The organism is Fundidesulfovibrio sp. YSD1 (genome assembly GCF_055397115.1).
In genome coordinates this window covers 310,234-327,430 of record NZ_AP043666.1, presented here as the reverse complement: position 1 = coordinate 327,430, position 17,197 = coordinate 310,234, and the positions used below count along the sequence as shown (strand labels likewise).

The following is a 17,197-nucleotide window of genomic DNA, read 5'->3' as shown; positions in this document are numbered from 1 at the left end:
CGCGGGTCAGACGGTCATCCTGCCCGAGCGGGAACGCGATTCGTTCTCGCTGTATACCCTGATGGCGCGAAGCCCGGAGACCGGGCAGTCGTGCTCGCACATGCCGCAGCCGATGCAGCGCGAGGGGTCGATGAAAGGCCGCTGCAGCCTGACCACGATATCCACCCGTTCCCCAGCCTGCACCCCGGGCCAGCCCTGGGGCGGCCGGTCCAGGACCAGGCGCGGCCCCAAGGCCCCGAGGATGCGCCTGGGCGGGACGCCGGGGGCATTCGCCGGGCGCACGGCGTAGTCGCCGCCGCCCAGGTTGAGCCCGGCCGGGGGCAGGGCTGCGAGCTCCAGCCCGTCGGGCAGCATACTCCTGGCCACGGCCGCGCCGCCGCGCACCGGCTCGAACACGATGCGCGTGAAGATGGCCTTGGGGCTGACCGGGCAGACCTCCTGGCAGACGATGCAGGGCCGGTCCATGACCCAGGGCAGGCAGCGCGAGCGGTCCACGAAGGCGGTGCCCAGGCGCACCGGGCCTGCCCCGGCGAAAGAACCCGCCCCGTGCTTCTCCTCCAGGCTCAGGGGCCTGACGGCGGCGGTGGGGCAGACCTGGCCGCAGGCCACGCAGTTGATCTGGCAGCCGCTGCGGCCCATGCGGAAGTTGAGCGACGGGGTCCAGAGCCCTTGCACGCCCGAAACAAAGAGCGAGGGCTCGATGATGTTGGAGGGGCAGGCGCGCATGCACTGGCCGCAGCGCAGGCAGCGCGCCAGGAAGCGCTCCTCGTCCAGGGAACCGGGCGGGCGGATGAGCGAGGCGTCGCGGCCCGTGCCCGCCAGCGCGCCCACGCCCCAGAGCGGCGCGGCGAACGCCCCGGCGGCCACGGCGGCCATGGCCCCGCGCCTGGAGAGGTCCGGCAGGTGGCGCTCCCCGGCGGCGGAAGGCGCGCTGGAGAAGCCGATCCGGCCCGAGGGGCAGCGGTCCAGGCAGTTCATGCAGAGCACGCATTCGCCAGAAACTATCTCACCCGAGGGGCGGCAGCCGCCCTCGCAGTATTCCTCGCACATGCGGCAGTCCCCGCATTTTCCTTCCACGGCCTTGCCCACGCGCCAGGGCGCGAAGCGCGAGATGAACGAGAGGAGCGCGCCGAGCGGGCAGAGGTGGCGGCAGAAGAAGCGCGGCCGCGCCATGTTCAGCCCGAGCACGGCGAGAAGCACCATCCCGAGCACCCAGGCGGATTCGTAGAGGCGCGGTTCCTCGCTGGTCACGGCCGCGCGGGAGTCGGCCAGGGGCAGGAGCGCCAGGTTCACAGAGCGGTGCAGAAGCGGCAGCGGGTCCAGAAGCCCGGTCTGGAGCGAGCCGAAGACCGCGCAGGCCAGCATGAAGGCCAGCACCAGGTGCTTGAACCCGCGCCATCCGCCGTAGGCGTTGGCCTGGACCCTGGCCTTGGCGCTCAGGAACCGCCCCCGGGCCCATCCGGAGATATGGTTGAGCGTGCCCATGGGGCAGACGAAGCCGCAGAAGGCCCGGCCGAGGAAGGCCGTGAGCGCGACCACCGCGAGCGACCAGGCCAGCCCGGAGTAGAGCCTGCCCGTGGTCAAAAGCGTGCCCAGGGCCGTGAGCGGGTCCAGCTCCAGAAACCAGTTCACGGGCCAGCCGCGCAGCTGCCACCACATGGCCCCCACCGTGGCCACGACGCAGAACCACAGGAAAAGCGCGAGGAAGAACCCCTGGCTTATGCGCCTGGCCACCACTATGCGCATGGGCGGCCTTCCGGGGACGGCGCCTGGGCGGGTGAGCGCGCGGCCATGGTCAGGCCCCCGAATCCAGGCGCACGGGCGAGAGCGACTCGAAGTCGGCCGTGCCCGCGCCAAGGGCCTGGGCCATGCGGATGTAGGGCACGTCGTCGACCGAGCGCCCCAGGAGCCCCACGCCGAAGGCGTCGGCCGCCACTGGGTCGGTGGTGACCACGAGCATGCCCGTGGCCTTGAGGTCGTCGATGGAGCCCCCGGTGGGACCGTTGGTCATCATGGCCACGGCGCCGTCCAGCACGGAGAACGTGGGCCTGGCCAGGAGCGAGAGCTCGCTCACGATCCCGTTGATGTCCTGGTGGAAGACGTTTCGCCTGCCGCCCAGCAGCCCGTACATGTTTTTCAACAGCATGGACGCGCCTGCCCTGGCGTGGTCCTTCACCGGGGCCAGGGCTATGAGCTTGGTGACGCCCTTGAAGGCCCCGGCCAGCACGGGCCAGTCACGGATCAGGCGGCAGCCGGGCAGGGTGGCGGCGGCAAAGAGACCTGAGCGGGGGATGATCAGCGAGGCCCCGGCCTGCCTGGCGGCCCCGGCGATCCCGGAGATCTCGAAGCAGCTCTCCGGGCTGTTGATGGGGTTGTCCGTGACCGTGACCCGGGCCGCCCCGGCTTTCATGCAGGCGGAGGCCACGGCCAGGAGAAGCTCGGGGCTGGTGGTCGCGCCGAGGGCCGCCGGGGTGGCGAAGGCGGCGTTGACCTTCACGAGCACCACGTCGCCCTTGCCTATGAAGCGCTCGATGCCGCCCATGGCGCGCATGCCCTGCTCGAACATGGCGGCGCGGTCCGTGCCGCGCACGATGGCCATGCGCGCGGCCCCGGCGGGGTGATCCTCCGGGGCGAAGCTGCCGAGCCCGGGCAGGGCCTTGAGCTCGGGCAGAGGAGGGGGGGCGGCCGGGTCGTGCAGCGTGAGCCCGAGCCCGCTCGCGCCCGCGGCCACGGCCGTGGCCGCCGCTGCCCGTTTGAGAAAGTCCCTGCGGTTCATGAAAGGCCTTCCGGATGGCGTGGACGAAACATGCGGGTCACTGGGCGTCCTTGAGGTTGTCGTGGAGCCTGGAGGCCAGGAGCAGGGCCTGGGCCATGTCCAGTGCGTCGTGGACGCCGGCGACCACGGAGCCCCTGGCCATGACCACCTGGACCATGCCCTCCATGGCCATGACCACTGCCCCCGGCGGGGCGTCCGGGGCCTCGACCTGCTTGAAGCCGTTCTCGGCCAGGAAGGCCGCGTAGGCCTTCGCCTGGGCCTGGGCCTCCCCGGGGGTGGCCCGGGCGGCCAGGAAGGCCCCGGCCACGCCGTTATCCAGGGTGTAGTCGGCGGTGAAGACGTTCTGGAAACCCTGCATGCCGAGCGCGTCCGAAGCGGCCAGGCGCACGCTGTCGCGATCCAGGCCCTGGGCCGGGAAGAGGTCCGCCACGGAAGCGCTCGCGGGCTTGCCCGCGGCCTCGGCCGGAAGGGCGGCCAAAAGCGCGGCGGCCATGGATTCCAGGGACGCCAGCACGTCCGCCGAGGCCTTGTCCGCCACGAGCTCCGCGTAGAAGCCGCCGCTGGCGAAGAACACGGCGTTCCCGGCCGAGTAGGCGTTGGCGGTCAGGGCCAGGGGGCGCGAGCCCGGGCGGCGCTGGCCGCTGAACACGGAGAAGGCGTTGTCCGGGGTGTCCAGGGCGTAGAGGAAGGCCTCGGCCCTGGCCTGGCCGGACTCGCCCACGGCGAACGACCGGCAGGACATCTCCTGGAAACCGGCGGCGAGGTAGAGCTCGGCCTTGCCGTCGATTTTGTCCGACAGGGTCTCCGCGTTGTAGGACTCCACGGGGGACAGGGGCGAAAACCCAGGGAGACCCTCGATCAGCGAGGACGTGAGAGAGGCTTGGACGGCCTGGGCGGCGGGAGCGGAGCCCTTGGGGTGGGCCATGGACACGACCACGGCGGGGTTGAAGCGCGCCTGGGCGGCGAAGAGCCAGACGGCCACGGCCGCCAGCACGGCGAGAACGCCGTACGAGGCGAACCTTTCGGCCGCGCCGAGCCTTGCCTGTCCCCTGCGCATGGGTGCCGCCCTCCGAGGCGTCTTCACGGGATGTCGCGGCCGGGCCCGGCGCGGTTACACGCCGGGCGGGGCCTTGCCTATTTGGACAGCCGCGCGCCGCTCTTCAGGTCGTAGACGGGCCTGAAGGCGAGGTCCTGGCTGAGCGCCGCTTCCGGCGTCTTGGCGCATGAGAGCTCCCCGTCGCGCATGATGAAGCGCAGCTCTCCGCCCATCTTGACGCCTTCCGCCACAGCCTTTTCGAGGCGGTCGCGCGCGGCCCCGTATTCGCCTTCGGCCTTGTTCTTGTGGAACTGCCTGCGCCATTCGATCCACTGCTTGGGCGTCATGGCGCTCTGGTCCACGAAGACGTAGTAGTTCACGCCGTCCGGGCAGTCCTCCTCGAGGTACAGCGTGTACTCGAGGGGCTTGCCAGCGGGCTGGGGCTTGCCGATACGCGCCTTCTCCCCTTCCTCGATGAGCCAGGTCACCGGGCATTTGCGCGAGGAGGCGAATTCGCCCACCGTGCCGAAGAGAAAGGCCGGGTCCATTTCATCGGCCAGGAAGCAGCCGGCGAGCAGCGTCGGCGGCGGGGTGAACGGTGCAAGCGAGTTGGCTTCGCGCAGGCGCGCCGCCTTGTCTGAAGCGGCGAGGGCGGGCGAAAGCCCGGACAGGACGAGAAGGCACCCAACGAGCAGGATGATCCGGGGCATGGCGGCCCCTCCTTCCATCGGCGGTTTATGAGACTCGAGGTTTTCCCTTTTTAGTCAATCGGGGCGGCAGTGGTCAAGGACGATCCGGGGCGGGAAAGGGTCGCCGCGATCATTTGGGAGTTTTCGGGACGGGGCGCGGTGAAAAGCATTTGATATTTTCCGGCACGCAATATAATTCCAGGGGCGCATACGCCTGTGTAGCCAGGGAAGCATCATGGAAATCCGAACGATGTTTCCCTTTTCCCAGGGGGGATGATCATGATGTACATCCATGCCCTTGGAGCAATCGTCGTCGTCGTGCTTATCGTGCTGTTCGCAGCGTCTTGGAAGAAGCGATCCCTGAAGCAGTTTGATTTCGACGGCGCCAAGCAGAGCGAAAAGGAGAAGAGGGGACCCTTGCAGTGACATGCAGGTCAGCCAGATGCGCGTCGTTGGCCGCGGCATTCGCGGCCGTTCTCCTGCTCGTCCTCGGGCCACTGGCCCCGCTCGCGCAGGCCCGGTTCGGAAGCGGCAAGGAGCAGGCTTCCACGTCCGTGGCGGCCAAGAAGAAGCCTTCCGCCAAGAGGTCCCCGGGCGCGGGCAAGGCCGCGCGGGCCAAGCCTTCGGCCGGAAAACAGGCCGCGACGGCGAAGCCCGCCGAGAAGAAATCGAAGCATGCCGCGCGCGACAAGGCGGTCAAAGCCTCTCCCCCGTCCAAGGCCAAGCCCGCGAAGCCTCTCGCCGCCAAGACTCCGAAACCCGTAGCGGCCAAGCCCGCGAAATCCGCCAAGGGCAAGGCGCCCACCCCCTCCGGCGTGAGAGCGGCCGCATCCGCGACGTCCGAACCCGCCAAGGCGAAGCGCGCCAATCCCCCTCTCTCCAAGGCAGCCAAGTCCAAGCGCCCGCTGGTGCTCATCGACCCGGGCCACGGCGGCCAGGACCCCGGAGCCATGGCCGGCGGGCTGGTGGAGAAGCACGTCACGCTCAAGGTGGCCAGGCTTTTGCGCGCGCAACTCGAGCGCAAGGGCTTCGCCGTGAAGCTGACCCGCTCCACGGACAAGGCCATGACCCCGGCCGCCCGGCTGCGCATGGCCTCGCGGCTGAGGCCGGTGCTGTTCGTCTCGCTGCACTGCAACTGGTCGGCCTCGGGCAGGGAGAAGGGGATAGAGACCTTCGCCTACCTGCCAAAGCGCCTGCATTCCGGAAGAGGGTCGGTGGTGCCCTTGGAGGACGCCCCGGCCGCCACCGTTTCGGCGGACCACGCCGGGGAGCTGCACCACGAGCTCGCCCGGGCTCTGGGCGCGCGCGGCGTGACGGACAACGGCGCGCGCCTGGGGCGTTTCGCGGTGCTGACGCCCAGGCCCTGGCCGTCGATCCTCATCGAGATGGGCTACCTGTCCAACAAGTCCGACGCCAAGCGCCTGGCCTCGGCGAATTTCCAGTCCTGGTTCGCCGCCCGGCTGGCTGACGCCGTGGCGGACCGCTTCGCGCCCGGGGCCAGCCTGCTGGCGGGCCGCGAGCCCGCCCCGCGCTCCTGACGCCCCGGCTCGCCGCTTCGTTGCGGGACTCCCGGGCTTGGGCCCGCGAGGGAAACACGTCCGCGTTCCCAGGGACGCCGCGCTAGGCGTCCTCCTCGTCGCCCCAGGGCGGGCCGAGCTTCTCCTGGGCCGCCAGGTAGTAGTCCCCGTTGGTGGTCGGGAAGTCGCCCAGGCGCCTGGAGAAGGCGGCCATCAGGAACGAATCCACCCAGTGGAAGATGTCGAAGCGCCTGACGATGTCGCGCATGGCGCGCATCCTGCGCCTGCGCTCGCGCGTGGGCATGTCCATGGCCTCGCACATGGCCCGGGCCGTGCCCTGGACGTCGAAGGGGTTGATCATCACCGCGTAGCGGTGGAACTCCATGGCCGCGCCCGCGAACTCGCTCAGGCAGAGCACCCCCGTCTCTTTCAGGTTGCAGGCAACATACTCCTTGGCCACGAGGTTCATGCCGTCCCTGAGCGGCGTGACCAGGGCCATGTCTCCGGCCAGGTAGTAGTCCACCAGCTGCACGTGGGGCAGGTTGCGGTAGACGTAATGCACCGGGGTCCAGCCCGGGGCGGCGTGGCGGCCGTTGATGGCGCTCACGGTGCGCTCCACGCGGGTCTTGGTCTCCTGGTACATGGGCACGTCCTCGCGGCTGGGCACCATGACCTGGACGAAGCAGACCTTCCCGGCCAGGTCCGGGCGCTGCTCCAGGAGCAGGCCGAAGGCGTCCAGGCGCTCGGGGATGCCCTTGGAGTAGTCCAGGCGGTCGGCCCCGAAGATCACGTAGCGCCCCCCGAAATCCTCGCGGAGCTTGGCCGCGCGTTCCTTGGCGTCCGGCTGGGAGGCCTGGTTGACGAAGGAGCGGAAGTCGATGCTGATGGGGAAGCTGCCGATGCGCGTCTGCCTGCCCCCCGCCGACACCGAGACCACCTGGCCGCGCCCGCGCTTGACCGCCTTGGGGTAGATGCGCCTGACCGCCTCGAAGAAGTTCACCCTGTCGCGCAGCGTCTGGAAGCCCAGCAGGTCGAACTCCATGAGCGCGTCCAGCACCTCCTTGCGCCAGGGCAGCTTCAGGAACACGTCCGCCGGGGGGAAGGGGATGTGCAGGAAGAAGCCCATGCGCGCCTTGAGCCCCATCTGCCTGAGCTGCGCGGCCACGAGCATCAGGTGGTAGTCGTGCACCCAGATGAAGTCCTCGGGCGTGCTGACCTTGGCCACGGCCGCGCTGAACTTCATGTTCGCCCGGTTGTAGGCCTCCCAGTAGGAGGGCAGGAAGTTGCAGGGGATCAGGAACTCGTGAAAGAGCGGCCAGATGATCTCGTTGGAGAAGCCCTGGTAGAAGCCCGTGACGTCGTCCTCGTCCAGGGTCACGGGGCCGAGCAGGTAGCCCGCCTCGCGCGAGAACTCCCGGCAGAGCCTGGCCATGCCCTTTTCCACGGCTCCGGGCCAGCCGATCCAAAGCCCGCCCCTGTCGCGCAGCACCGGGGCCAGGGCCGTGACCAGCCCTCCCGCCCCCTGCTTGAGCGTGAGCTTGTCGCCGTCGCGGGCCACGGCGACCGGCAGGCGGTTGGAGACGACCACCAGGCGTTTGTCCATGATTTCATCCATGATGTTCTCCACTGTGTCCCACGCCCCTCTCAGGGGCCGGGAGAAAGAAAGACCGCCAGGAACGCCGCCAACTCGCCGGGGGGCGTGATCCGGTAGGACGCGGCCGTGGGCCTGGGCTCCTCGCGAACGAGCACGCCGACTCCCCCGCCGCGCAGGGCCGCGAAGGCGTCCTCGTCGGTGAGGTCGTCGCCCAGGAAGAAGATGACCGAACCGGGGTTCTCCAGGGCCAGGGTCCGGATGGCCGAGCCCTTGTCCAGCCCGGGCGGGCGAAGTTCGATGCCCCCGTCGAAATCGTGCAGTTCGAGCCCCGAATCCAGGGCGATGTCCATCCACGCCGGCCTCACGGCGGCCTCCAGCAGGGCCTTTTCGGCGTGGTTCATGCCACGCCAGTGCAGGGCCAGGGAGCAGGGCTTCACCTCGAGGGTCGAAGGGTCGTCCACGAATTCCCGGGCCGTGTGCAGGCCTTGCCTCTGGCGGCCGCTCATGCCAGCGGTCATGAGGTTCCCGCCGGGGAGCAGGCGCTGCATGCCGTGGCAGCCCCAGATCTCGGGCAGGGGGTCGAGCCCGAGCAGCCCGGCCACGGTTTCGCAGTCCCTGCCGCTGACGATCACGAAGCGGTCCGGCCCGCTGGCGGGGAGCCGGCGCAGCACGGCCACGGCCTCCGGGTAGGGCCGGGCCTCGTCGCGCTTGGGAGTGAAGGGCGCCAGCGTGCCGTCGTAATCGAGGGCCAGGAGCCAGCGCCTTTCTCCGCGCAGGACGCTTAGGAGCTGCCGGTCTCGGGCGAGGGCGGACAAACCGGGAAGCGACTGCATTGCGATCCCTCCTTTGCGGGTGCTTGCGCGGGGAGGACCCGGCGGCGCTCATTCGGCGCGGATCACCGGACGACGGAGTTGACCATTTCAAAAAAGTAATACAGAAGAAGGAAGTCCGTGGTCAAGACAATACGAAATTCGCAACTCTGCCGGGAGGCTCTGTTGCAGGTTGTTCAATAATTCCGGTATGTTTTTGTTTTCGAAGGTTGGTTGCGCCCTCCCCGTGCCGTCCTCCATGCGTTTTTTCGGCGATTGTTTCCGTGCGCGCCGCGCGGCGCGCCCCATCATTTTGCCCACAGGTTGCCAGGAATCATGACCAAGACGGTTTACGACGTGATTCGAGACATGGTGCTGACAGCCCCCAAGCCCGCCAAGGCGCTGGCCGAGGAGCTGGGCAAGCCCTATTCGACCTTCATGCGCGAGATCAACGCGGACGACAGCGGCGCCAAGCTCGGCGTGGAGATGCTCGTCCCGCTGATGCTGGCCTGCGATTCGATCATGCCCTTGCGTTATCTGGCTTCGCGCATGCACTGCCGCGTGGTCTCCATGCGCGAGGTGGTGCCGGACAAACCCTCCCTTCTCGAGGAGCTCTTGGACACGTATCCCGCCCTTTCGGAATACCACAGGGCCATCATGGGCAAAGCCTCCCTGGAGGACGTGGCCAAGCTGAAGGAAGAGGTCATCAGGCAGGTGCAGGAGGATTACGTGGCCTACGCCACCTCCAACAAGGCCGATGCCGGCCTGGTCTCCACGGGCGGCCCGGAAGGCCGGTAGCGGGCCGTCGCGCCCTACCAGTAGAGCGCCCAGACCACGGCGCCCACCACCAAGGTGAGCACCGCCAGGATCACGGCGTTGACGATGACGTCGCGGGCTTCGATGCGGCAGCAGGGCTTCCTGTCGTCCGGCGCGCCGTGGGTGATGGAATCGGTCCGGTCCGTGGGCATGCCCCGGGTTATGGGCGCGCTTTCGCGATTGCGGAATGGGGGAAACTGGAATTTCCTTCCAATGGAAACGAGGAATGATCTCCGGGCGAGCGCCGGAAACGAAAAGGGCCGGACGATTCGTCCGGCCCTGTTTTTACGTGGTAGCGAGGGAGGGAATTGAACCCCCGACACTGCGGATATGAGCCGCATGCTCTAACCGACTGAGCTACCTCGCCACGTTTCCCGCCTCGCGGCAGGAGGGGCTAACTACACATTCCAGCCCCCTTTGGCAAGCCCCTTTTTCGACCCGGCGCTCACTTGGGCCAGAAAATGAAGACCGCCGCCGCCAGGGCCACCCGGTAGACGGCGAAGGGCTTAAGCGTCACGCGGCTCACCAGCCCGATGAACCACTTCACGGCGAGCCACGCCGAGAAGAAGGCCACCACGAAGCCCACGGCCAGGAACTGGATGTCCCCCGCGCTGAATTCCGCCCAGCTCTTGTAGGTCTCGTAGCCCGTGGCCGCGACCATGATGGGCACGGCCGCGATGAAGGAATACTCCGCCGCCAGCTTGCGCCTGGCCCCCAGGATCATGGCCCCCAGGATCGTCGCGGCCGAGCGCGAGAACCCGGGCCACAGGGACAGGCACTGGAACAGGCCGATGCCCAGGGCCAGGGCGGGCGAGATGTCGTCCAGGTCGTAGTATTTGTCGTGCGCGGACCTGCGCCGCTCCACGATGAAGATCATCACGGAGCCCGCCAGCAGCGCCAGGGCCACGGACATGGGCTCGAACAGGTGCGCCTTGATGGCCTTGCGCGCGAAAAGCCCGAGCAGGGCGGCGGGCAGGCAGGTCAGGCCCAGGAGCATGATACCGCGAAGCCCGGCGAACCGCTGCCTGGGCTTGGGGACCACCAGCGAGGCGAAGCGGTCGCGGTAGATCACCACCACGGAGAGGATCGCGCCCAGCTGGATGATGATGTCGTAGGAGGCGGCCTTGTCGCCGGTGTGCCCGAGGAGCACTCCGGTGAGGATCAGGTGCCCGGTGGAGGAGACGGGCAGAAACTCGGTCAGGCCTTCGACGATGCCCAGGATGATCGTGCTGAACCAGGGGTCCATGAAAGAGTCCTCTTGGCAGGACGGGCTTTGGTCAGCCCTGCCGGGTGCGCGCGTTTGATTCCCCGGAGGCGGGCCTGGAGGCGTTTGCCCCACGGGGAGACCGGAGCGGACGGGGTACGACACTCCACCGCGCCTTGCAAGCGGTCAAGGCTTGGGATATATGAATCATTGCCGCATGGTAATGAACGAAACACACGGAGCGAGAAACAGATGACCACCGTCATGCCGCAGTCGGAACTCCTGCGCAAGGCCGTCCAATGGATTTCCGAGGAGCGCGCCGGGTCGGGCAAATCCCTGGCCAAGCTCATCGAGGAGGCCGGGATGCGTTTCAACTTGAGCCCCAAGGACCAGGACTTCCTGCGCGGGTTCATGGCCGAGGCCGAAAAGGGGAAGTAGTCCCTTGCCGTGCTCCCATCCCGCGCCGGGCGAGGCCGGCGCGGCGGGAGCCGTTGCCCGGGGCTATTGCCCGGTTCCGGGATCGGCGGGAGCCTCGTCCGGGGCTTCCCCGGCCGCCGGTTCGGGGGCGAGAAGCGCGTCCAGGCGCGCCCAGAGTTCATCCATGCCCATGCCGGTGACGGCAGAAAAGAGCACCGGAGCCTCACCGCCCAAGAGCGCGGCCCAGCGCTTCTGCTGGGCGTGGCGGTCGTTCTGCTTGATCTTGTCGACCTTGGTTAAAACGCCCGTGACCCTTATGTCCGAGGCGCGCAGCCAGGCAACCATGTCCAGGTCGCTCTCCTGGGGCGGCAGGCGGCTGTCGAGGAGCACGGCCACGGCCTTGAGCCACGGGTTGCCCGAGAGGAACCTCTCGATCAGCTTGCCCCAGCGGGCGCGCTCCTCCTTGGAGCGCCTTGCGTAGCCGTAGCCGGGCAGGTCGATCAGGTAGGAGTCGCCGGGCTCCACGCGGTAGAGGTTGATGCTCTGGGTCTTGCCCGGGGTGGAGCTGGTCTTGGCCAGCTGCCTGCGCCCGGCCAGGCGGTTGATCATGGACGACTTGCCCACGTTGGAACGTCCGGCCAGGGCCACCTGGGGGGCTTCGGGAGTGGTCAGGTCGTTCTGTCCGTATATGGTCTTTTCGAGATGAAGTGTCTTGCGCATGTCCTCAACTTCCGTATAGCGTCGTTATCCGGCGCAGGATACAGCGAATCCGTGCGAAAGCAAGCAAAGGCGAACACATGACCAATTGCCGCATACTGGTGCTGAACGGCCCCAACCTGGGCCACATAGGTCAGCGCCAGCCCGAGATCTACGGCTCCAGGGGCCTGGACGCGCTGCCCGGCATGGTGGCGGACATGCTCGGCCCCGAGGCCGCCTCGCGCATCGAGTTCGCGTTCTTCCAGTCCAACGGGGAGGGCGCGCTCATCGACCGGCTGGAGCAGGCGAGGCAGGGCGGCGTGGACGGGATAGCCTTCAACGCCGGGGCCTACACGCACACCAGCCTGGCCCTTTCGGACTGCCTGGCCTGGATCGGCGTGCCCTGCGTGGAGGTGCACCTCTCCAACATCTTCGCGCGCACGGACCAGCCCCTGCGCCAGCAGAGCCTGATCGGCCGGAGCTGCATCGGGGTGATTGCGGGTTTCGGCCTGATGAGCTATGCCCTTGCGGTTTGTGCCCTCTGGCAACAGTGGCTCAATAAGAATATTTGATTTTCCAAGGAGATACGATGCTTTCCACCACCGACTTCCGCCGCGGCCTCAAGATCGAGCTGGACAATATCCCCTACGAGATCGTCGACTTCCAGCACGTCAAGCCCGGCAAGGGCGGCGCTTTCGTGCGCACCAAGCTGCGCAACATGCTGAACGGCCGCGTCGTGGAGAACACCTTCCGCTCCGGCGAGAAGATGGGCAAGCCCGACATGGAAACCAAGAGCATGCAGTACCTCTACAAGGACGGTACCGGCTTCGTGTTCATGGACATGGAGAACTACGAGCAGTTCTCCGTGGGCGACGACGTGCTGGGCGGCAAGGGCGGTTACCTGGTGGACGGCATGGAGTTGACCATGCTGATGTACCGCGGCAAGGCCCTGGACCTGGACCTGCCCGCCTCCGTGGTGCTCCAGGTGACGCACACCGAGCCCGGCGTGAAGGGCGACACCGTGAGCGGCGCCACCAAGCCCGCCACGCTCTCCACGGGCATCACCGTGAACGTGCCCCTGTTCGTCAACGAGGGCGAGAAGATCAAGGTGGACACCCGCTCCGGAGACTACCTGGGCCGCGTGTAGTGCGTTCGGTCCGAAAATGAGCTAAGAGGGCCGTGGAGCGTGGCTTCATGGCCCTCGCCTCGTTATATGGAACAGCAAGAGCAACCACCGGTCGAGCACACTGAGCGCAAGAGGATCCTCCAGGAGCTGGCGGGCTTGGCCCTCGTCTTCCTGGCGGCGTTCACGGCGCTTTCGCTGTACTCCTTCGACCCCCGCGACCCCACCCTGAACCAGACCCGCATCCCGGGCCGGGCCATCGCCAACATGACCGGCATCGCCGGGGCCTGGCTCTCGGGGCTTTTGGCCGAGCTCTTCGGGTTGGCCGCGTGGTTCGCGCCCGCGCTGACCGGCTTCGCCGGGGTGCGCAGGCTCTTTCCCCTGCTGGAGATCGGGCGCAGGCACTGGGTGGGGCTCTTCGGGCTCTTCGCCTGCTGCCTCGTGGCCCTGGGCTCGGACTGGCCCGGAACGGGATTCTCCGTGGGCGCGCTCTCCAAGGGCGGGGTGATCGGCGGCGGGCTCTACCGGTTCGGGGCAGGGCTCATCCACCCGGTGGGCATGTACCTGCTGGTGACGTTCATGGCCATCGTCTCGGCGCAGCTCTTCTGGGGCATCTCCTGGGACGAGCAGCGCCAGAGGGCGCATGGCGCCGTGGCCTCGTTCTGGGCGGCCGTGGGGCCTTCGGTGATGCGCTTCCTCTTCGGCCCTGGCAGGGGCGCGCCCGCGCCCGAGGTTTCCGGGGACCACGAGGAGTTCGCGGACGGTCCAGTTGACGCCGACGAAGAGTTCCAGGTCAGGAAGCCCTCGGGCAACGGCAAGCCCGCCAAGGCCAAGCCCAAGCCGCGCCCGAAACCGGCCCCTGCTCCCGCTCCCGGCGGCGACGGCCTGCCGCCCCTTTCGCTTCTGACCCAGCCCCCGGCCCAGGCCGGAGGCCCGGGCGAGGACGTGCTGCGCGCCCAGGCCGCGAGCCTGGTCACCTGCCTGGCCGACTTCGGCATCCAGGGCGAGGTGGTGCGCATCATGCCCGGCCCGGTGGTCACCTCCTTCGAGATAAAGCCCGCCCCGGGCGTGAAGGTCAGCCGCATCGCCGGGCTCTCCAACGACATCGCCCTGGCCATGAAGGCCCTGGCCGTGCGCATCGAGGCCCCGATCCCGGGGCGCGACACCGTGGGCGTGGAGATCCCCAACGCCAAGCGCCAGACCGTCTACCTGCGTGACGTCCTGGAGTCCGACGCCTTCGCGGGCCAGCCCGCCAGGCTCACGCTCTCCGTGGGCAAGGACATCCAGGGCCGCCCCTTCACGGCGGACCTCGCGCGCATGCCGCACCTGCTGGTGGCCGGGGCCACCGGCAGCGGCAAGAGCGTGTGCATCAACGGCATCCTGCTCTCCATCCTCTACAAGGCCCAGCCCGAGGAGGTGAAGCTCCTGCTCATCGACCCCAAGCGCATCGAGCTGGCCATGTACGCCGACCTGCCGCACCTGGTGCACCCGGTGGTCACGGACATGGCCCTGGCCAAGTCCGCCCTGGACTGGTGCGTGGCCGAGATGGACAGGCGCTACGAGGCCATGGCCCAGCTCGGGGTGCGCAACATCGACGGCTACAACGAGCGCGCCGCCAAGTCCGCCGCCAACCCCGGCCCGGACGGCGAGGTCATCGAGCACATGCCGTACCTGGTGCTGATCATCGACGAACTGGCCGACCTGATGATGACCGCGGCCAAGGAAGTGGAGATCGCCATCGTGCGCCTGGCCCAGTTGGCGCGCGCGGCGGGCATCCACATGATCCTGGCCACCCAGCGCCCCAGCGTGGACGTGGTCACGGGCCTCATCAAGGCCAACTTCCCCACGCGCATCGCCTTCCAGGTCACCAGCCGCCACGACTCGCGCACCATCCTGGACACCGTGGGCGCGGAGCACCTGCTCGGCCGGGGCGACATGCTCTACAAGCCCAGCGGGGCCAAGATGGTCCGCATGCACGGGGCCTTCGTCTCCGACGAGGAGTCCGCCCGGGTGGTGGAATACTGGAAGGCGCGCCAAGCCCCGAGCTACCTCATGGACCTCTCCAGCTGGAACGACGAGGCGCAGGGGGGCGAGGGCGGCCACGGCGGCCCGGGGGACGGGGAATCCCTGTCCGATCCGGTCTATCCCCAGGCCTTGGAATTCGTTATGGAGCAGGGCAAGGCCTCCATCTCGCTCATCCAGCGCCGCTTCCGCATCGGCTTCAACCGCGCGGCCCGCTTCATCGAGCAGATGGAGCGCGACGGGCTTTTGGGACCGGCCGACGGCAGCAAGCCGCGCGTCGTGCTCAAGGGAAAGGACTAGGCCGCTATGCGCATCATTGTGGAAGAAGCGGAAATCAGGCGCGCCGCCAGGTCCTTCATGCAACACTTGAAGAAAGGCTGCGACCCGGTCACGGCGCGCCTGTGCTGGGGCGGCCCGGCCCAGGAGACGGAGGTCTCCTGGAACCCCAGGTTCCGCTTCTGGTCCGCCTGCCGGGAGACCGGCGGAGGCTGCTGGATCAAGTTCGGCATGGGCGAGCCCCACGGCAGGGCGGCGGTCCGGTCGGTGTGCGACATGCGCTTTTCCTTCGAAGGCTTCGACCCCGCGCTCGAAGGGCTCTTCGCGCGCTTCGGCAGCGACGTGCTGGCCCTGCACACGGGCGTGGGCGCGGCCTCCGGCGGCGACGGGGAGAGCCTGGCGGGGTTCCTGGAACTGCACGGCCACGGCCCCACGGTGCACGAGCTCGAAGCCCCCGGGGGCGCGACCCTGCCCGCGGCCGTGGTTTCCAGCGCCACCAGCCCGGAGCTGGCCTTCGACGTGTTCCGCTTCGTCAGCGCCGTGAACGACCACCGGCAGTGGGCCGCCCAGGGGCTTCTGGCGGCTGGCCCGCCCGAGGAGCCCAGGCCCGGCCGCTGCGAGGATGCCGAGCACGCCCAGGCCCCGTCCCTGGCCGCGCTCATGCTTGCCGGCGTGCGCGAGCAGTTGGAGAAGCTTTTGCCCGCCCGCGCGCCGGGGCTCGCGGTGGGAGCTTCTCCCGCCGGAGGGCTCGCGCTGCGCTCAAGGGACGGCTCGGCGCGGGCCGTGGTGCACGTCACGGCGGACCTCTCGCCCGAGAGCCTCTTTTGCGGGGTGGGGCGGCTCCTGCTGCCGCGCGAGAACCTGCGGGCCGCCAAATTTCTCGTCATGCCGGGCTCGCCCGGCCCGCATCTGGCCCAGACCCTCTACATGCACGGCGTCCACGCCGTGCCCTGCAAACTGACCCAGGAGACGGCCGTCGTCCTCGACCTCGAGGCGATCCTCGCGGCCGCCGCCTCGGCATAGGTGATCCTCATATGCTCAACCGTATCCTGGCCGCTTTCGCCCTCGTCGCCCTGGCCGCTTCCGCCGCCCTCGGCGCGGACGTGGCCGCCGTGTCGGACAAGGTGCAGAAGCGCTATCAATCCCTGACGTCGTTTTCCGCCGACTTCACCCAAGTGCTGGTCAACTCCACCAGCAAGGAGCGCGAGACGCGCTCGGGCAGCCTCGTGTTCTCCCAACCCTCCCTGATCCGCTGGGAGACGCGCGTACCCGAGCCGGAGCTGCTGGTGGTGGGCCCGGACGCGGTCTGGAACGTCTTCCCGGCCGAGAAGAGCGCCTACCGCTACACCGTGGACGAGGTGCTGGGCTCCAAGACCATGCTGCGCTTCCTCTCGGGCAAGGGCAACCTGCGCGAGGACTTCCACGTCCAGGAGGAGAAGGGCGCGCCCGAGGGCCAGGCGCTCCTGAAGCTCGTGCCGCGCGAGGCCGAGCCGAGCCTGGTGCAGGCCTTCGCCTGGGTGGACCTGAAGACGGACATGCTCGCGCGCATCTCCATCGAGGACTTCTACGGCAACACCAACGACGTGACGCTCTCGAACGTGAAGCTCAACCCCTCGGTGGCCAAGGAGCAGTTCCGCTACGCCCCACCCAAGGACTACACCATCTTCGACAACGCGGGCATGCAGAGCCTGCCCAGGAATTAGCCAAGCTCCGAAAAGAAGGTACATCCACATGAAATGCGCATTGAAGGTCAACTCCAGCGTGCTGGGCGTCGAGATCGACATCGAGGCCACCGACTACGGCTTCGCCCTCGAGGTCATCCCGACCATCGACGGCAAGCCCGTGTTCAACCCGGCCCTGCACGTCACGGACGACTACTCCATAGCCCGCATGAACCTCTACTCCGACGGCGTGAAGTTCACCCTGGACGGCCTGGAGGCCTTGAACACCGGCTTCGGAGCCAGCCGCATCGACCTGATCGACCCCGACGGCAGCATCATCTTCAACCGCTACTTCGAGAAGCCCAACACGGTCTACGTGGACATCGAGTTCGACGTCTGCTGCTTCTCCGACTCGCACTGCTTCTCCTCCGAAGCGATCTGCCTGAAGACGGACATGACCTTCGAGGACTACCGCGACTTCGTGAAGCAGTTCTCCTCCATGCTGGACAAGTTCCACGCCCCGGCCGACTACAAGCACCAATAGAGCAAAGGAGCCACGCC

Annotated in this window: 19 protein-coding genes and 1 tRNA gene; 10 read left to right on the top strand and 10 right to left on the bottom strand. The window is 68.2% G+C overall.

Going from position 1 to position 17,197, the window contains the following annotated elements; translation table 11 throughout:
* Positions 1-6: 6 nt before the first annotated feature.
* The 4 genes from ACZ5V4_RS01625 to ACZ5V4_RS01610 form a co-directional block, all read right to left on the bottom strand.
* Positions 7-1,746: a 4Fe-4S binding protein gene (locus ACZ5V4_RS01625; protein WP_464316436.1), complete on the bottom strand. Its 1,740-nt coding sequence runs from the start codon at positions 1,744-1,746 to the stop codon at positions 7-9.
* A gap of 49 nt (positions 1,747-1,795) precedes the next feature.
* The gene (locus tag ACZ5V4_RS01620) at positions 1,796-2,776 is read right to left on the bottom strand and encodes a DUF362 domain-containing protein (RefSeq protein WP_464316435.1); all 981 of its coding nucleotides are present in this window, start codon (positions 2,774-2,776) and stop codon (positions 1,796-1,798) included.
* Between the two features lie 37 nt (positions 2,777-2,813).
* Positions 2,814-3,833 carry a DUF6599 family protein gene (locus tag ACZ5V4_RS01615; protein ID WP_464316434.1) on the bottom strand — a complete coding sequence of 340 codons (1,020 nt, stop codon included), beginning with the start codon at positions 3,831-3,833 and terminating at the stop codon, positions 2,814-2,816.
* Positions 3,834-3,910: 77 nt separating this feature from the next.
* Complete coding sequence (locus ACZ5V4_RS01610) at positions 3,911-4,522, bottom strand: hypothetical protein (RefSeq protein ID WP_464316433.1); 612 nt, start codon at positions 4,520-4,522, stop codon at positions 3,911-3,913.
* 258 nt (positions 4,523-4,780) lie between these two features.
* On the opposite strand from ACZ5V4_RS01610, the gene ACZ5V4_RS01605 reads away from it, so the two are divergent.
* Together ACZ5V4_RS01605 and ACZ5V4_RS01600 are read left to right on the top strand one after the other, a co-directional pair.
* A complete protein-coding gene (locus tag ACZ5V4_RS01605) occupies positions 4,781-4,927 on the top strand; it encodes a hypothetical protein (RefSeq protein ID WP_464316432.1) in 147 nt (48 codons plus the stop codon).
* 26 nt (positions 4,928-4,953) lie between these two features.
* Positions 4,954-6,039, top strand: coding sequence for an N-acetylmuramoyl-L-alanine amidase (locus ACZ5V4_RS01600; protein ID WP_464316431.1), 1,086 nt, complete (start codon positions 4,954-4,956; stop codon positions 6,037-6,039).
* A gap of 82 nt (positions 6,040-6,121) precedes the next feature.
* On the opposite strand, the gene ACZ5V4_RS01595 is transcribed toward ACZ5V4_RS01600, so the two are convergent.
* Complete coding sequence (locus ACZ5V4_RS01595) at positions 6,122-7,633, bottom strand: alpha,alpha-trehalose-phosphate synthase (UDP-forming) (RefSeq protein WP_464316430.1); 1,512 nt, start codon at positions 7,631-7,633, stop codon at positions 6,122-6,124.
* A gap of 29 nt (positions 7,634-7,662) precedes the next feature.
* Positions 7,663-8,445, bottom strand: a complete 783-nt coding sequence (otsB, locus tag ACZ5V4_RS01590; protein ID WP_464316429.1) for a trehalose-phosphatase — start codon at positions 8,443-8,445, stop codon at positions 7,663-7,665.
* A 312-nt stretch (positions 8,446-8,757) separates the two neighbouring features.
* Here otsB and ACZ5V4_RS01585 point away from each other — a divergent pair, with 312 nt between their 5' ends.
* Complete coding sequence (locus tag ACZ5V4_RS01585; RefSeq protein ID WP_464316428.1) at positions 8,758-9,219, top strand: phage regulatory CII family protein; 462 nt, start codon at positions 8,758-8,760, stop codon at positions 9,217-9,219.
* 14 nt (positions 9,220-9,233) lie between these two features.
* Here the strand turns inward: ACZ5V4_RS01585 and ACZ5V4_RS01580 are convergent, their stop codons facing one another.
* The 3 genes from ACZ5V4_RS01580 to ACZ5V4_RS01570 form a co-directional block, all read right to left on the bottom strand.
* On the bottom strand, positions 9,234-9,389 hold the full coding sequence (locus tag ACZ5V4_RS01580; protein WP_464316427.1) for a hypothetical protein: 156 nt from the start codon (positions 9,387-9,389) through the stop codon (positions 9,234-9,236).
* 138 nt (positions 9,390-9,527) lie between these two features.
* A tRNA-Met gene (locus ACZ5V4_RS01575) sits at positions 9,528-9,604 on the bottom strand.
* Positions 9,605-9,682: 78 nt separating this feature from the next.
* The gene (locus ACZ5V4_RS01570) at positions 9,683-10,483 is read right to left on the bottom strand and encodes an undecaprenyl-diphosphate phosphatase (protein ID WP_464316426.1); all 801 of its coding nucleotides are present in this window, start codon (positions 10,481-10,483) and stop codon (positions 9,683-9,685) included.
* Positions 10,484-10,693: 210 nt separating this feature from the next.
* Between ACZ5V4_RS01570 and ACZ5V4_RS01565 the strand changes: the two genes are divergently transcribed.
* On the top strand, positions 10,694-10,879 hold the full coding sequence (locus ACZ5V4_RS01565) for a hypothetical protein (RefSeq protein ID WP_464316425.1): 186 nt from the start codon (positions 10,694-10,696) through the stop codon (positions 10,877-10,879).
* 63 nt (positions 10,880-10,942) lie between these two features.
* Here the strand turns inward: ACZ5V4_RS01565 and yihA are convergent, their stop codons facing one another.
* The gene (yihA, locus tag ACZ5V4_RS01560; protein ID WP_464316424.1) at positions 10,943-11,578 is read right to left on the bottom strand and encodes a ribosome biogenesis GTP-binding protein YihA/YsxC; all 636 of its coding nucleotides are present in this window, start codon (positions 11,576-11,578) and stop codon (positions 10,943-10,945) included.
* A gap of 77 nt (positions 11,579-11,655) precedes the next feature.
* On the opposite strand from yihA, the gene ACZ5V4_RS01555 reads away from it, so the two are divergent.
* The 6 genes from ACZ5V4_RS01555 to ACZ5V4_RS01530 all read left to right on the top strand — a co-directional run bounded on the left by ACZ5V4_RS01555 (position 11,656) and on the right by ACZ5V4_RS01530 (position 17,180).
* Positions 11,656-12,126, top strand: a complete 471-nt coding sequence (locus tag ACZ5V4_RS01555) for a type II 3-dehydroquinate dehydratase (protein ID WP_464316423.1) — start codon at positions 11,656-11,658, stop codon at positions 12,124-12,126.
* Positions 12,127-12,143: 17 nt separating this feature from the next.
* A complete protein-coding gene (gene efp, locus ACZ5V4_RS01550) occupies positions 12,144-12,701 on the top strand; it encodes an elongation factor P (RefSeq protein ID WP_464316422.1) in 558 nt (185 codons plus the stop codon).
* Positions 12,702-12,767: 66 nt separating this feature from the next.
* A complete protein-coding gene (locus ACZ5V4_RS01545) occupies positions 12,768-14,999 on the top strand; it encodes a DNA translocase FtsK (protein ID WP_464316421.1) in 2,232 nt (743 codons plus the stop codon).
* Positions 15,000-15,005: 6 nt separating this feature from the next.
* The gene (locus ACZ5V4_RS01540) at positions 15,006-15,998 is read left to right on the top strand and encodes a hypothetical protein (RefSeq protein WP_464316420.1); all 993 of its coding nucleotides are present in this window, start codon (positions 15,006-15,008) and stop codon (positions 15,996-15,998) included.
* Between the two features lie 11 nt (positions 15,999-16,009).
* On the top strand, positions 16,010-16,678 hold the full coding sequence (lolA, locus tag ACZ5V4_RS01535; RefSeq protein ID WP_464316419.1) for an outer membrane lipoprotein periplasmic chaperone LolA: 669 nt from the start codon (positions 16,010-16,012) through the stop codon (positions 16,676-16,678).
* Positions 16,679-16,706: 28 nt separating this feature from the next.
* The gene (locus ACZ5V4_RS01530) at positions 16,707-17,180 is read left to right on the top strand and encodes a hypothetical protein (RefSeq protein ID WP_464316418.1); all 474 of its coding nucleotides are present in this window, start codon (positions 16,707-16,709) and stop codon (positions 17,178-17,180) included.
* Positions 17,181-17,197 lie beyond the last annotated feature (17 nt).

What these genes read in the sequence shown, in the direction of transcription:
- efp (WP_464316422.1), top strand. Translation starts at nt 12,144, where the DNA reads ATGCTTTCCACCACCGACTTCCGCCGCGGCCTCAAGATCGAGCTGGAC.
- ACZ5V4_RS01610 (WP_464316433.1), bottom strand. Translation starts at nt 4,522, where the DNA reads ATGCCCCGGATCATCCTGCTCGTTGGGTGCCTTCTCGTCCTGTCCGGG.
- ACZ5V4_RS01605 (WP_464316432.1), top strand. Translation starts at nt 4,781, where the DNA reads ATGATGTACATCCATGCCCTTGGAGCAATCGTCGTCGTCGTGCTTATC.
- ACZ5V4_RS01580 (WP_464316427.1), bottom strand. Translation starts at nt 9,389, where the DNA reads ATGCCCACGGACCGGACCGATTCCATCACCCACGGCGCGCCGGACGAC.
- ACZ5V4_RS01555 (WP_464316423.1), top strand. Translation starts at nt 11,656, where the DNA reads ATGACCAATTGCCGCATACTGGTGCTGAACGGCCCCAACCTGGGCCAC.
- ACZ5V4_RS01585 (WP_464316428.1), top strand. Translation starts at nt 8,758, where the DNA reads ATGACCAAGACGGTTTACGACGTGATTCGAGACATGGTGCTGACAGCC.
- ACZ5V4_RS01620 (WP_464316435.1), bottom strand. Translation starts at nt 2,776, where the DNA reads ATGAACCGCAGGGACTTTCTCAAACGGGCAGCGGCGGCCACGGCCGTG.
- ACZ5V4_RS01570 (WP_464316426.1), bottom strand. Translation starts at nt 10,483, where the DNA reads ATGGACCCCTGGTTCAGCACGATCATCCTGGGCATCGTCGAAGGCCTG.
- ACZ5V4_RS01565 (WP_464316425.1), top strand. Translation starts at nt 10,694, where the DNA reads ATGACCACCGTCATGCCGCAGTCGGAACTCCTGCGCAAGGCCGTCCAA.
- otsB (WP_464316429.1), bottom strand. Translation starts at nt 8,445, where the DNA reads ATGCAGTCGCTTCCCGGTTTGTCCGCCCTCGCCCGAGACCGGCAGCTC.
- ACZ5V4_RS01615 (WP_464316434.1), bottom strand. Translation starts at nt 3,833, where the DNA reads ATGCGCAGGGGACAGGCAAGGCTCGGCGCGGCCGAAAGGTTCGCCTCG.
- yihA (WP_464316424.1), bottom strand. Translation starts at nt 11,578, where the DNA reads ATGCGCAAGACACTTCATCTCGAAAAGACCATATACGGACAGAACGAC.
- ACZ5V4_RS01530 (WP_464316418.1), top strand. Translation starts at nt 16,707, where the DNA reads ATGAAATGCGCATTGAAGGTCAACTCCAGCGTGCTGGGCGTCGAGATC.
- lolA (WP_464316419.1), top strand. Translation starts at nt 16,010, where the DNA reads ATGCTCAACCGTATCCTGGCCGCTTTCGCCCTCGTCGCCCTGGCCGCT.
- ACZ5V4_RS01545 (WP_464316421.1), top strand. Translation starts at nt 12,768, where the DNA reads ATGGAACAGCAAGAGCAACCACCGGTCGAGCACACTGAGCGCAAGAGG.
- ACZ5V4_RS01595 (WP_464316430.1), bottom strand. Translation starts at nt 7,633, where the DNA reads ATGGATGAAATCATGGACAAACGCCTGGTGGTCGTCTCCAACCGCCTG.
- ACZ5V4_RS01625 (WP_464316436.1), bottom strand. Translation starts at nt 1,746, where the DNA reads ATGCGCATAGTGGTGGCCAGGCGCATAAGCCAGGGGTTCTTCCTCGCG.
- ACZ5V4_RS01540 (WP_464316420.1), top strand. Translation starts at nt 15,006, where the DNA reads ATGCGCATCATTGTGGAAGAAGCGGAAATCAGGCGCGCCGCCAGGTCC.